Source organism: Vogesella perlucida (assembly GCF_979366545.1).
In genome coordinates this window covers 494,307-508,142 of sequence record NZ_CEETRO010000002.1, presented here as the reverse complement: position 1 = coordinate 508,142, position 13,836 = coordinate 494,307, and the positions used below count along the sequence as shown (strand labels likewise).

The following is a 13,836-nucleotide window of genomic DNA, read 5'->3' as shown; positions in this document are numbered from 1 at the left end:
AACGGGCTTCCACCACGTGCATGATATTCAACACCCGCCAGCACGGGCTTGCCCGAAAGGCCAGCCCGCCACATTTTTATAGATAGTCTTGCAAACGGTACCACGCCATCCCCAGGACCAATGCGGGGGTACGCAACAAGGCCCCACCGGGAAAGCGGCGGTGCTGCAGCTGCTCGAACAGGGTCAGGCGGCTATCGTCTCCGGCAATGGCCTCGGCGATGACCTTGCCCGCCAGGCCGGTGTTGGCCACACCATGGCCAGAGAAACCCTGGGCGTAGTAGATATTGGATGCCAGGCGGCCAAAATCCGGTGCGCGGTTAAGGGTGATATCGCAGAAGCCACCCCAGGCGTAGTCCACTGCCACATCGGCCAGCTGCGGAAACACGCGCAGCATGTCGGCACGCATGGCCTGCGCCAGCTGGCGTGGCTCACGGCCGGAATAGCTGACCTTGCCACCGAACAGCAGGCGATGGTCGGCAGACAGGCGGTAGTAATCCAGCACAAAATTGGTGTCGCATACCGCCATATTGTTGGCGATAAGACTACGCGCGCGCGCCTCGCCCAACGGCTCGGTAGCGATCACATAGGTACCCACCGGCATGATGCGGCTTTGCAGCGATGGCACCAGCTTGCCCAGATAGGCATTGCAGGCCAGTACCAGCTGGCGGCAGCGCACCGTGCCCTGCTTGCATTGCACCAGCGGTGCCTCGCCGGCACGGAAGGCTTGCACCGGGGTCTGCTCATGGATCTGCACACCTGCTTCGCGCGCCGCACGGGCCAGCCCCAGCAGGTAGTTCAGGGGATGGATATGGCCGGACAAGGGGTCGAACAGCCCGCCCTGATAGCGGCCGGAGCCCAGCACTGCGGCCAACCTTTCCCTGCTCCACAGCTCGCAATGCGGGTAGTCGTAGCTATCAGCCAGCTCGCGCTGCCAGTCTTGCAAACTCGCCAGATGAGCTGGTTTGACCGCCACATTGCAAAAGCCGCGTGTCCACTGGCAATCGATCTGGTGCTGGCGCACGCGCTGCTCGATAATCTCGATGGCCTCCACCGACATCTGCCAGAAGCGCTGCGCCGCCACCTGGCCCAGCTGCCCTTTGATGGTATCCATATCGCAGGCATAACCTGCAATGACCTGCCCGCCATTGCGACCAGAGGCACCAAAGCCGATGTGCGAGCCTTCCAGCAGTACCACGCGCAAGCCCTGCTCGGCCAGGTTCAGCGCAGCAGACACCCCAGCTAGGCCACCCCCTACCACGCAGACATCACACTCCACATCACGCTGCAAAGCCGGCGCAGGCACCCACGGCGTAGCGGTGGCAGCATAGTAGGAAGGCGCGTGTGGCTGATGGGCAAACGAGAGCATAAGGACCTCGATACAAAACAGTGAATGCGGCCAACCCTGCGTGGCAAGGCGGCGGGCATGAAAAACGGCGGCACCGTGAGGTACCGCCGTCGGGTCAACATCACACCTTAGCTGTGCGCGCCGCTTTCACGCATGGCGGCAGCAATGGCTTTGTCGCGGTTACGCTGCGCATTGAGCATCAGGTAGTTCGCCAGCAGCACCACCACACCCACCACCAGCACGGTAATGCTGGCCAGCGCATTGATCTCCGGGTTCAGCCCCAGGCGCACTTTGGAGAAGATAACCTGCGGCAGCGTGGTAGAGCCCGGGCCGGACAGGAAGGCGGTGGTCACCAGATCGTCCAGCGACAGCGTCATCGACAGCAGGAAGCCCGACGCAATCGCTTGCGACACCAGCGGCAGCGTGATCACGAAGAAGATCTTCAGTGGCCGCGCACCCAGGTCCATGGCGGCATCTTCCAGGCTCTGGTCGATTTCCAGCAGGCGCGAACGCACCACCACCGCCACATAGGCCATGCACAGCGTGGTATGGCCCACCCAGATGGTGAAGAAGCCGCGCTCGGTAGGCACCCCCACCAGCTGCTGCATGGAAATGAACAGCAACAGCATGGACAGGCCGGTAATCACCTCCGGCATCACCATCGGCGCCGTCATCATGCCGGCAAACAGCGTGCTACCGGGAAAGCGCTTGAACCGGGCCAGTACGAAACCGGCAATGGTGCCCAGCGCTACGGCAGCCAGCGCGCTGGCCAGCGCGATCTCGATGGACAGCTTCACTGCCGACATGATCTGCTCGTTGTTAAACAACGATACATACCACTTGGTGGAAAAGCCGCCCCACACGGTAACCAGCTTGGACTCGTTAAACGAATACACGATCAGGCTGACGATGGGGATATACAGAAACAGGAACCCCACCACCAGAACGCCCTTCAGGAATGGCGACAGTTTGTTATGCATTGCCCTTACCCTCCAGCTCGCGCGTCTCGTAGCGATGCAGCAGCGCGATCGGCACGATCAGCATCAGCACCATGATGATGGCCACCGCAGACGCCATCGGCCAGTTGTTGTTGTCAAAGAACTCGTTCCACAGCACCTTGCCGATCATCAGCGTATCGGTACCACCCACCAGTTCCGGGATCACGAACTCGCCGACTGCCGGGATGAACACCATCATCGAGCCGGCAATGATGCCGTTCTTGGACAGCGGCAAGGTAATGGTCAGGAAAGCCTTGATCGGGCCTGCGCCCAGGTCGGCCGCGGCCTCCAGCAGACGCATGTCCATTTTTACCAGGTGCGAGAACAGCGGCAGGATCATGAACGGCAAGTAGGCATACACCATCACCAGATACAACGAGAAGTCATTGTGGAACAGGTGCAGCGGCTCGCTGATCAGGCCGATCGACATCAGGAAGTTGTTGATCAGGCCGGTTTCATTGAGCAGCCCCATCCAGGCGTACACACGCAGCAGGAACGATGTCCAGAAAGGCAGCATCACCAGCATCAGCAGCACATTGCGGCGTGCAGGATCAGCGCGCGCAATGGCGTAGGCAATGGGGTAGCCCAGCAACAGGCACATCACCGTGGTGAAGAATGCCACCTTCAGCGACGACAGATAGGTCGCCGCATACAGGCCATCGGTAAAGATGAAGTGGAAGTTGCCAAAGTACAGGGTAAGGCTTTGCAAGACGCCGTCTTCTACCTGCAACAGGCTGGTAAACGGCGGAATGGCCAGATCCTGCTCGGCAAAGCTGATCTTCAACACAATGAAGAACGGCACCAGGAAGAACAGCAGTAGCCAGAAGTACGGCACGGCAATGACCGCCCCTTTGCCTGGCTTCAGCTTGCGTAACAGTCGCGACATATTCATCACGCTACTCCTTACCGGGTCAGCACAACGGGCATGTCTGGGCGCCAGCTCACATAAACGGTATCACCCCAGGTAGGCGGCGTAATACTGTTCTCGTGCCAATGGTTGGCCGCTACCATGGATTTCACCACTTTGCCGCTCGCCAGCTTCACGTGGTACACCGAGAAGCTGCCCAGGTAAGCGATATCGTGTACTTCGCCACGCGCCACGTTCGGGCCGGCCGGCTGCGGCACCACATCCAGGTGCACGTCTTCCGGGCGGATACTCGCCCATACCTGCATGCCTTTGGGGCCGGTAATACCGTGGTCGATATGGATACGGCTACCCAGCTCGGGCGAGTCGATTTCCACACTATCGGGCTCGTCCACCACCACCGGGCCGGCAAACATATTGGTATCGCCGATAAATTCGGCAGTGAAACGACAGTTGGGGTAGTCGTAGATTTCGGCAGGGCTGCCAATCTGCAGCAGCTGGCCTTCACTCATGATGCCGATGCGCGTGGCCATGGTCATGGCCTCTTCCTGATCATGCGTCACCATGATGCAGGTCACCCCCACCTGCTCCAGCGTATTCACCAGCTCCAGCTGCGTTTGCTGGCGCAGCTTTTTATCCAGAGCACCCAGTGGTTCGTCCAGCAACAGCAGTTTTGGCCGCTTGGCCAGGCTGCGTGCCAGCGCCACACGCTGCTGCTGGCCACCGGACAGCTGGTAGGGCTTGCGGTTGGCGTACTTGCGCATCTGTACCAAGTCCAGCATTTCGGCCACACGGGCATCGATCTCGCCCTTGGGCATCTTGTCTTGCTTCAGGCCAAAAGCGATGTTGTCAGCCACGCTCATGTGCGGAAACAGGGCATAGCTCTGGAACATCATGTTGATGGGACGATCGTAGGGCGCCAGTGCCGTAATGTCTTCGCCATCCAGAATGATCTTGCCGGAGGTTGGCCGCTCCATGCCTGCCAGCATGCGCAGCAGGGTAGATTTGCCACACCCGGAGCTACCCAGCAGGGCAAAAATCTCGTTTTTGCGGATATCCAGATCCACCCCATCGACTGCCGTGGTATCCCCGAACTTCTTCACCACATTGGCAATACGCAGATACGGCGCGCCCTGTGCGGATGCCGCAGCCTGTTTGACAGTTTCCACCATGATTTATCCTCGCGAGGGTGTTGATCACCCCCTGTAATGTTCACTTCTGCCGTTTCAAAACGGCCAAACCCTACCCTACCCTGCAGCCAACCCGCCAAGCAATATGCCCAAGGGGGCAAGTACTGCAACCGAGTGGTACGGGATAGTCCATTTTTACCTTGGCCGCATGGCCGGGCCTTAGTGGAAAACGGCACGGCCCGTACCACCGACACATCATGACCAAGCCTTCAGCGGGGTAAACATCACACACCGTGCGCACCAGAATGATGCCCGCTTGCCTGACAGCCAGACCAGATTAGCCGATGTTTAATAAAATTGACAACACACATGCAAAAGTCGGGCCAGCACAGCATGCGAAGCAAAAAAAATGCCGCGGCGCAGCATGAAAATGCCAACACCACAGCAAGATACCCGATTTTAGCGGATGGGCACCGCAGCAAAGGTAGCTTGCCCACCTCTGCGTTTAATCCTTCCAACAGCTCGCTACCGTTAGTGCATTACCGCGAACATCACGTCATTTTCGATATAAATAGCGCTACCATCTTGTTTCTTCGCCATTTTTTTGGCCTGTGTCGCCGCCGATGCCACCGCATAGTGCGAGGCAAAAAAACCCGGCCTGACCTGCAAAACCCCGATAGACACGCTGGTTAGCGGGAAAAACCGTACCTGCCCCTGACGATCCGCCACGCAAAACCCGCCAGCCAGGCGGTCGCCCTCGGAAAACAGCGCCAGCACGCTCTGATCAAACTGCTGCAACACACGCTGCAACCGCAGCTCCCAGTTGCAGCTTTGCAACAACAACACAAAATCATCCCCACCCACATGGCCGACAAAATCACGCGCGCTGTCCACTGCCGATTCCAGAATGGTGCCTAACAGGCGAATCATGTCGTCGCCTGCACCATAACCGTACTGATCGTTAAAAGGCTTGAAGTGATCCAGGTCGACATAGGCCACAGCAAAACTGCGCCCCTCGTCCAGCAAGCGGGCCACTTCGTCACTGATCGGCACATTACCGGGCAAACCGGTAAGCGGATTGGCGTAGCGTGCGGCCAACAGCTGCTGCTCGCTGATCACCCGCATCAGGTCGTGCCCTGTACCCATGCCTAGATAGTGGCCTTCCTCCACAATGATGAAACCGTCCAGCAAGTAGCGTCGATCCGCCGCCACCACACGATGGGAAAGCGCCTGGATATCCAGATCCGCCGGCACCACCAGTGGTGCGCCATCAGCCAAAGTCATGCAGGACTTCTTGGCCAGTAATTCGCGGCTGAACGGCTTGGCAAATGACTCCAGCACGTGATGACGCGACAACAGTCCCACTGGCCGGCTGCCCCGCAACACCGGCACGGCAAACAGATCCGGCTGATCCGCAAACAGCCTGTAGGCCTGCTCGCAATTGGCGCTATCCGGCAGCGCCTGCACCGGCAGCAGCAGGCTGCGCGCTTGTGGCAGCGTGCGGCCAACCCTTACTGGGGCATAGCCTGGCAGCGTGTAGCGCGTGGTTTTGCCCGGCTTGGCCACCGGGCGTGACATCAGATAGCCCTGCCCCATCAGCACACCCAGGTCGCGTAGCACGGCCAGCTCTTCGGCCTGTTCTACGCCCTCGGCCACCAGGGTAGAGCCCGCGGCACGTGCCATGTCCACCAGTGAGCGGACAAATTGCAGCTTTATCGGGTCCTGGTGAATATTTTGAACAAAATACTTATCGAGCTTGACCAGCTCCGGGCTTAACTCGCTCCACAAGCGCAAATTCGAATACCCCTCACCCAGATCATCCAGCGCCAGCCGCAAGCCACTGGCGCGCAGGGCATCGACCACTTTACGCAGCACGGGGTAGCCCGCATTGGGCCGTGTTTCGGTCAGCTCCAGCACCACCCGTTCCGGAGGCACGCCGCTCACCGCCAGCATGCCCAGCAGCCCGTCTACCGTCAGGTCTTCGCACAGCAGCGTGTCCGGCATCACGTTCATGAACAGCTGGCCGGGCAACTGCTGCCGGGCAAACTCGCGCAATACCACGGCCATGCACACCTGATCCAGCACGGCAGACAAACCGGCCTCGGCCGCATAGGCAAACAAGGCCACCGGGGAATGCAGAATGGAATCGGATGGCCCACGCACGAGCGCCTCGTAGCCCACCAGCTCGCCAGAAGCCAGATAGACAATGGGCTGAAACACAACCTGCACCAGGCCTTCGCGGATAATTTTCTCCAGCAGCACACGGCTAGGGGCGGGCTGTGGCATGGCGAGCGTCACATCATCAAGACATGTATTCATGGTGAACCTGCTATCGAGTACAACGGCACTTTAGTAGGTATTTGTGACAGATAATGCAGCCTGGCCCAGCGCCCAAGCTGCATTGCACGGGCAGGCCAGATGAAATTGCCTAGAATGGAGAAAACAACAGCATAGGGAGCGCACCATGCCATTCATGCAAATCGACCAGCGCCAGCTGTATTACGAAGTCAGCGGCCACGGCAGCCAGCCACTGATGCTGTTTAATGGCCTGACCATGAGCACGGCGGCATGGACGCTGATGGCTCCCATGCTGGAGCAGCGCTTCCAGCTGATTCGCCTGGACTTTCAGGGGCAAGGCCAGAGCGAACGCACCGAGCAGCCCGCCTACGCGCTGACACGCCAGGCAGACGATGCCGCCGCACTACTGGACCACCTGGGCCTGGATCAGGTTTACCTAGCGGGGCTGTCTTATGGCGGCATGGTGGCGCAGCATTTTGCCCGCCGCCACCCGCAGCGGGTTGGCCGCTTATTACTAGCGGCCACGTTAGCGTGGTCGGATGCCATTAATACCCAGATTGCGTTAAGCTGGTCCCAGGCAGAAGCCGCCGGCGGTGCTGACTTACGCTTTGACATCAGCTTGCCGTGGCTGTTTTCCAGCCGCTTCCTGCAGGCAGGCCAAGCCATGCTGCCCGACCTGAAGCGCATTGCCGCCACGGTAGAGTGGGCGGCCATCGAGCGCATCATTGCCGGCGTCATGGCGCATGATGCGCGCAGCTGGCTAGGTGACCTTGCTGTCCCCACACACATTATCGTAGGGGACGAAGACCGCTTGACCCCGCTCTACCAGGCCAGGCTACTGCAACAAGGCATACCCGGCGCCAGCCTTAGCGTACTGCCCGGCGCCGGCCATGCACTACACCTGGAAGCACCGCAACTGTTTTGCCAACACATTTTCCAGTTTGCTACCCAGTAAAGGAGGTTTCTCATGGCCCAGGACTGCATCCTGCTGTCTGTAGACGATCGAAACATTGCCACGCTGTCACTCAACCGGCCTGAGCTGCATAACGCCGTCGATGACACCCTGGCACTGCGCCTCACCCGCGAGCTGAAAGAGCTGGGCCGCGACCCGTCCATTCGCGCCATCGTCCTGACCGGCAGCGGCATGAACTTCTCTACCGGGCACGACATGCAATGGCTGGAAAGGCTCAACACCGCCGACGATGCCACATTGCAACAACAAGCACGCCTGCTGGCCGAGCTGATGGTGGTACTGGATACCTTGCCTAAGCCCACCATTGCCAAGGTGCACGGCTCGGCATTCGGCATTGGCGTAGGCCTGGTGGCGTGCTGCGACGTAGCCATTTCCTGCACCGACAGCCTGTTCGGCTTTTCGGAGGTCAAGCTGGGCAGCATCCCCTCATCCATTGCGCCGTACATCATTCGTGCCATCGGCGCGCGAGCGGCGCGGCGCTACTTCATCACGGCGGAGCGCTTTAACGCAGGCAAGGCCAAACGCCTGGGCCTGGTACACCAGGTAGTCGAGGCCGAAGAGCTGGATGCCAGCCTCGAGATGACTCTGCGCCACCTGCTGCACAACGGCCCACAAGCCATGGTGGCCGCCAAACAGCTGGTAAACGACATCAGCCAGCTGGGCACCAGCCAGGCGGCACTGGATATCAGCATCGAGCGCATCACCAGCGTACGCACCAGCGAAGAGGGCCGCGAAGGCATTTATGCCTATCTGCAAAAAAGGGCACCCAACTGGATGCCCTGATTTGCACGATTGCGCCATCAACGTTCAGACCCGTGCCGCCAGCGTATGGCAGCATGGGTCTTTGTTTAGAATGGGCCAAACCGATAAGGAAACAGCATGCGCCCATTTGAACCCGCCCCGGATTTTCTCTCCCTTAGCCTGCAAGGCCTGCAGCCACAACAAGCCACATGGCAACAGCACGGCATTGATGCGCGTTGGCACGGGCATGGACTGTTACAACTCTCCCCCAGCCAGCCAGACGCCAGCCTGCCGCACCTGCTCCTGTCCGCAGGCATACACGGTAACGAAACGGCCCCCATTGAAGTGCTGACTGGCATAGTGAACGATCTGCTGGCGGGTAGCCTGCCACTGCAAGCCCACTTGCTGATCGTGCTGGGCAACCTGCCGGCCATGCGCCAAGGCAAGCGCTTTATCGACTACGACATGAACCGCCTGTTCAACGGGCAGCACTGTAGCCAGCCAGCCGCCGCCGAGGCAACCCGCGCCGCCGAGCTGGAACAACTGGCCGTGGCGTTCTTTCACCAGGCCACCGCCGCCAAGCGGCATTACGACCTGCACACTGCTATCCGCGGCTCGGTGTTCGAACGCTTTGCCATCTACCCCTACCTGCACGAGCGTCCGCACAACCGGGAACAGCTGATGTGGCTGGCCCAGGCCGATATCGGCACCGTGCTGCTACACAGCAAGCCCGCGGCCACCTTCAGCTACTTCACCAGCCAGCACTGCCAGGCAGATGCCTTTACGCTGGAGCTGGGCAAGGCACGCCCGTTCGGCCAGAACGACCTGAGCCGCTTTTCCGGCATAGACCAGGCACTGCGCCAGCTGGTCAGCGGCCAACAGCCTGCCACCCCCGCCTACGATGCCAGCAAGGTACAACTGTTTCGTGCCAGCTACGACCTGATCAAGCACAGTGGCGACTTTGTCCTGCACCTGGCCGACGATGTGGAAAACTTCACCGCGCTGCCTGACGGCATGCTGATTGCCGAAGACGGCGCTATCCGCCATCTGGCCAAAGGTGGCCACGAACGCATTCTGTTCCCCAACCCGCGCGTCAGCATCGGCCTGCGCGCCGGCATCGTCATCGCCCCGAGCACGCTCGACTAGACAGATATCCACAGCAAATCGGGAAAAAGCTGTGGACAAGCTGTGAAAACCACAAAAAAAATATGCGGCATCAGCCACTTGGCTGTGCCGCATATTTTTCAGGCAATACGCACACCCAGCAGAAACTAAGGGGCTGCCCGCTCCCCGCTCTGATAGTTACGCAACCAGCTGGCAAAGGCGGCCAGCGGCAAAGGCCGGGAGTAGAAATAGCCTTGGCCAAAATCGCAACCCAGCTCGCGCAGTTTGTCGCTGATCTCGCGTGTTTCCACCCCCTCGGCCACCACGCTAAAGCCCAGCGAATGCGCCAGCTCGGTGGTGGAGCGCACAATCATGGCATCGGCCTCACTCTCGACCACTTCTTTGACAAAGGCACGGTCTATCTTCAGCTCCGAAACTGGCAGCTGCTTGACGTAAGCCAGCGACGAGTAACCGGTACCATAGTCATCAATAGCCAAGGCCATGCCCATATTGCGCAAAGCGTGCAGCGTCTCCAATGCGCGATCGGGGTCTTCCATCACCCCGCTTTCCGTGATTTCGAGGCACAGGTACTCTTTGGGCAGACCTGCCACACGCAGGCAACTGTCGACGAACGCCGGCAGTGCCGCATCCAGCAAATCCCGCGTGGACAGGTTGACCGAAATGCGCACCGGCGAGCCTGCGGCCAACAGCTCGGCGCCATCAATACAGGCACGTGCAATCACCCAATGGGTAATCTCGCGGATATAACCGGTTTGCTCGGCAAACGGGATAAACTCGAACGGCGGCACAAAACCGCGCACCGGGTGCTCCCAGCGCACCAGCGCTTCCGCTTCGCAATGCAGCGTGCCATCCAGTGCCACTTTGGGCTGGTAATGCAGGGTAAGCTGCTCCTGATTCAGGGCTTCTTTCAGGTCACCCAGCAAGGAAAGGTGCTCTTCGCGGAACTGGCGCTTGGCCGCATCGTATACCGACACAGTGCACTTCTTGCGCTTGGACACATACATGGCCTCATCAGCACAGCGCAGCAGGTCCTGCGCGGTAGCCGCGTGTTCCGGATAGCACGCAATACCGATACTGGCTCGCACATCCAGCTTTTTCTCATCTACCGCCAGCTGCCGCTCAAAGCCTTGCAGCACCGCCTGCAGCACCTCCTGATAGTCGGTACCGGACACGACAAAAGCAAACTCGTCACCACCAAGACGGGCAAGTACGCCGCCAAAGCGGGACACCTCGGCGTGCAACCAGAAACCGATACGCATGATCACGCGGTCACCCGCCACATGGCCCAGGGTGTCATTCAACTGCTGGAAACGGTCCAGATCCAGCAGCATGACGGTCTGACTCTGCCCAGCATCCTCCAGCCTGCGGCCCAGCTCGCTCAGGAAGCCGGCACGGTTTACCAGGCCAGTCAGCGTGTCACGATAAGCCAAGGCCAGGATTTCCTGCTCACGCTCGGAAATGGCGGTCTGCATGCGATCCAGGCTATCCGCCAACTCGGCCAGCTCACTGGTCTCCGGCCGCTCTACTTTTTCGGCATAGCTGCCATCACGGATCTTTTTGGCCACTGCCACCAGACGGTGCAATGGCTTGGTCACAATCCCTGCCACTTTGAAACTGGCCAGAATACACAACAGCAAGCTGGCAATCGCCAACGCCAGCAAGGCTTTTTGCAGAGCATAAAACGGCGCAAGAATCTCCTGCAACGGGCGCTGCAGCACCGCATAAACCTTGTCACCACTCCCGCTGGCTATGGGCAAAAAGCGTGACTGGTGCGGCGCCCCAGCCAACTCCAGCCGTTTTTCATGCGTAGGGTTGGCCAGCAGGTCTTTCAGCTGATCCTGCGGCAGGGTAGACGCAAAGCTACGCCAGCGGCCGCTGTTGCCCATGGTGATGAAAGTCACCTCCAGGTCAGACATTTCCTTCAGATCTTTTGCTACCTTCTCGGTCAGCTTCACACCCAATGTAATCCAGCCGATGACGACAGGCGCTTTTACCGGCACCACGACCAGCTCGTAAGCCTCGCCCTTCACCACCTTGATACCGCTGGCCACGCCATCTTTGCGTGCTGCCTGCATCAGGTCGGGAAACGGGTAGACGCCATCTCGTGCCACACCCAGGTTATCTGCCGGCACACTGCCCTGCAGGTCACTGAGCAACACCAGCTCGGCGCCCAAGCGATGCGCATGATTTTGCAGTGCCGACAGCATGGTCGGTCCATCCGCCGTCGCCAGCGCCTCGCGGAAAGCAAAGTCACCCACCAGCACCTGCGTTGCCTGAATCAACAGCTTGCTGTTTTGCTCTAGCAGCCGGTTGAACACCCGCTGCCCGGTTTCCAGCTCTTGCTCGGCCTGCTCTTCAAAAATACCCAGGTTGGCCGCACTGACCATAAAAAAAGACAGGCCCAGTACTACTGCCAGCAAAGTGGTAAATAGCAAGGTCACCCTGAAACGCAACGTTTTGGCCAAGCGCACCCTAACCCCCTTGCCGGCGCAAGTCTGGCTTGCTCAATATCACCTTGGCCCGCACAGCCTGCGCGCTGCCCCCTACTTTGATTTGCTGCATCATTTCTTCTTTCATGCGGGGGTGCCATATCACCATGTAGTAATCACCCGCCGGAACATTTTCTACTACGGCGCTACCGCGGTCTTTGCTCACTGCAAACCAGGGTGTATCCACCACCAGCACATACGCCAGCATCCAGTCGTGAATATTGCAGCCCAGCGCTACCAGACCCGGCTTGTCAAACACCACCGGCTGGCTGGGCGTACCCGAGTACAGTTTCAGGTCAAAGACCTTGGGTGCCGAAAACGAATAGACATGATGGCGCACCGTGTCCTTGTTAGGAAAAGAGACCGCCGTGCCTGTCTGAACGATGGATACATAGGGCACAAACGTCTTGTCTATCTGTTCGATAGACCCCTTTTGCCCACCCTTCGGGGCCCTGCCCTGCAGTGGCTGAAAATAAACAGCGGCATCTGCCACAGCCAAACCCTGACCATCACTAATGCTCACCGTCACGTCAGCACCCTGCGCAGCAAGGGACACCAAGCTTGTCAGCACAGCCACCCTCACGCTTGCCGCAATTTTGTCATATTTCATCTGGCCGCCCCATGCTTGTATCCCGTCATTATCCAACAAAGCAGCAAGCTGGCACACTTGAAGTGGCATGCAAATTAATAGAACTCAAATCATACTTTGTATTTTGATATATTTTAATTTAAAAACGCCAAATCACCCCCATAGCTTCCACCATGCTGCGATAGCGCACCTTATAAAACGCAAAAAATCCGCCCGCCGCTGGGCTACCGACAAAAAGGAACCCCCTGCTTGCTTGGCAAGCAGGGGGGTCCTTTTTGTCTGGCGCACTATCTGTTCAATCACCAAGCCACTTTTTCCATGACGGCGGACACAAAGGCCAGCATCACAGGCAAAGACCAGCCGGATGAGCGATCAAGCTGCGACCGTCGGCTCTTTTTGCAGCATGGCCAGCAGGGTAGCGACGCGCAGCTTCAGCTCACGGCGATCGACAATCATGTCGATGGCACCTTTTTCCACCAGGAACTCCGAGCGCTGGAAGCCTTCCGGCAGTGTTTCACGCACGGTTTGCTCGATCACACGCGGGCCGGCAAAGCCGATCAACGCGCCCGGCTCACCGATAACCACATCGCCCAGGAACGCAAACGAGGCCGACACACCACCCATGGTGGGGTCGGTGAGAATGGAAATGAACGGCAGCTGGTGATCAGACAGCAGCTGCAATGCGGCCGAGGTCTTGGCCATTTGCATCAGCGAATTCAGGCCCTCCTGCATGCGCGCCCCACCAGAAGCAGCCACGCAGATAAACGGCGCACGCGCTTCTACCGCAGCTTGTACGCCACGCACGAAACGCTCACCCACCACAGAGCCCATGGAACCGCCAATAAAGCGGAACTCGAACGCGGCCACGACCACCGGCAGATTGTGGATACTGCCCTGCATCACCACCAGCGCGTCGTCTTCGCCAGTGGCTTCCTGCGCGGCATCCAGACGATCCGGATAGCGTTTGCTGTCCTTGAACTTCAAAATGTCTACCGGTTTGACTTCGGCACCTATTTCACGGCGGCCTTCGGCGTCCAGCAGGACATCCAGGCGCTCACGGGCGTGAATCGGGTGGTGATGGCCACACTTGGGGCAGACCTGCAGGTTGCTTTGGAGGTCGGTATGGTAAAGCACCGCCTCGCAGGCCGGGCACTTGCTCCACAGCCCCTCCGGCACCGCCGACGACTTGCTCACGCGCGTATCGCGCTTGATCTTCGGCGGCAGGAGTTTGTTCAACCAGCTCATGCTGACTCCTTGAATCTAAAGCTGCGGCCAACGTAGTG

11 protein-coding genes are annotated in these 13,836 nt (G+C 59.2%); 3 read left to right on the top strand and 8 right to left on the bottom strand.

The window, feature by feature from the left end:
* Nucleotides 1-76: 76 nt before the first annotated feature.
* The 5 genes from ACZ9XP_RS04725 to ACZ9XP_RS04705 form a co-directional block, all read right to left on the bottom strand.
* Nucleotides 77-1,366 (bottom strand): NAD(P)/FAD-dependent oxidoreductase, encoded by a 1,290-nt coding sequence (locus tag ACZ9XP_RS04725; RefSeq protein ID WP_147685054.1) that lies wholly within the window; start codon nt 1,364-1,366, stop codon nt 77-79.
* A 107-nt stretch (nt 1,367-1,473) separates the two neighbouring features.
* Nucleotides 1,474-2,325, bottom strand: a complete 852-nt coding sequence (locus tag ACZ9XP_RS04720; RefSeq protein WP_147685052.1) for an ABC transporter permease subunit — start codon at nt 2,323-2,325, stop codon at nt 1,474-1,476.
* Entirely contained in the window at nt 2,318-3,235 is a 918-nt protein-coding gene (locus ACZ9XP_RS04715) for an ABC transporter permease subunit (protein WP_147685049.1), read from the bottom strand. Before ACZ9XP_RS04715 ends, ACZ9XP_RS04720 begins: the two co-directional genes overlap by 8 nt.
* Before the next feature lie 11 nt (nt 3,236-3,246).
* Nucleotides 3,247-4,380, bottom strand: a complete 1,134-nt coding sequence (locus ACZ9XP_RS04710; protein ID WP_147685046.1) for a polyamine ABC transporter ATP-binding protein — start codon at nt 4,378-4,380, stop codon at nt 3,247-3,249.
* 489 nt (nt 4,381-4,869) lie between these two features.
* Nucleotides 4,870-6,657: a GGDEF domain-containing protein gene (locus ACZ9XP_RS04705; protein WP_206211238.1), complete on the bottom strand. Its 1,788-nt coding sequence runs from the start codon at nt 6,655-6,657 to the stop codon at nt 4,870-4,872.
* A 145-nt stretch (nt 6,658-6,802) separates the two neighbouring features.
* Between ACZ9XP_RS04705 and ACZ9XP_RS04700 the strand changes: the two genes are divergently transcribed.
* From ACZ9XP_RS04700 to astE, 3 genes are all read left to right on the top strand, one after another.
* On the top strand, nt 6,803-7,591 hold the full coding sequence (locus ACZ9XP_RS04700) for an alpha/beta fold hydrolase (protein ID WP_465188080.1): 789 nt from the start codon (nt 6,803-6,805) through the stop codon (nt 7,589-7,591).
* 12 nt (nt 7,592-7,603) lie between these two features.
* Entirely contained in the window at nt 7,604-8,392 is a 789-nt protein-coding gene (locus tag ACZ9XP_RS04695) for an enoyl-CoA hydratase-related protein (protein ID WP_147685039.1), read from the top strand.
* A 96-nt stretch (nt 8,393-8,488) separates the two neighbouring features.
* On the top strand, nt 8,489-9,496 hold the full coding sequence (astE, locus tag ACZ9XP_RS04690) for a succinylglutamate desuccinylase (protein WP_465188079.1): 1,008 nt from the start codon (nt 8,489-8,491) through the stop codon (nt 9,494-9,496).
* Nucleotides 9,497-9,621: 125 nt separating this feature from the next.
* Here astE and ACZ9XP_RS04685 read toward each other — a convergent pair whose 3' ends face one another.
* From ACZ9XP_RS04685 to accD, 3 genes are all read right to left on the bottom strand, one after another.
* Nucleotides 9,622-11,910, bottom strand: coding sequence for an EAL domain-containing protein (locus ACZ9XP_RS04685; RefSeq protein ID WP_147685033.1), 2,289 nt, complete (start codon nt 11,908-11,910; stop codon nt 9,622-9,624).
* Nucleotides 11,911-11,947: 37 nt separating this feature from the next.
* Nucleotides 11,948-12,574, bottom strand: coding sequence for a methylamine utilization protein (locus tag ACZ9XP_RS04680; RefSeq protein WP_465188078.1), 627 nt, complete (start codon nt 12,572-12,574; stop codon nt 11,948-11,950).
* Nucleotides 12,575-12,925: 351 nt separating this feature from the next.
* Nucleotides 12,926-13,798 carry an acetyl-CoA carboxylase, carboxyltransferase subunit beta gene (accD, locus tag ACZ9XP_RS04675; protein ID WP_147685027.1) on the bottom strand — a complete coding sequence of 291 codons (873 nt, stop codon included), beginning with the start codon at nt 13,796-13,798 and terminating at the stop codon, nt 12,926-12,928.
* Between the last annotated feature and the right edge of the window lie 38 nt (nt 13,799-13,836).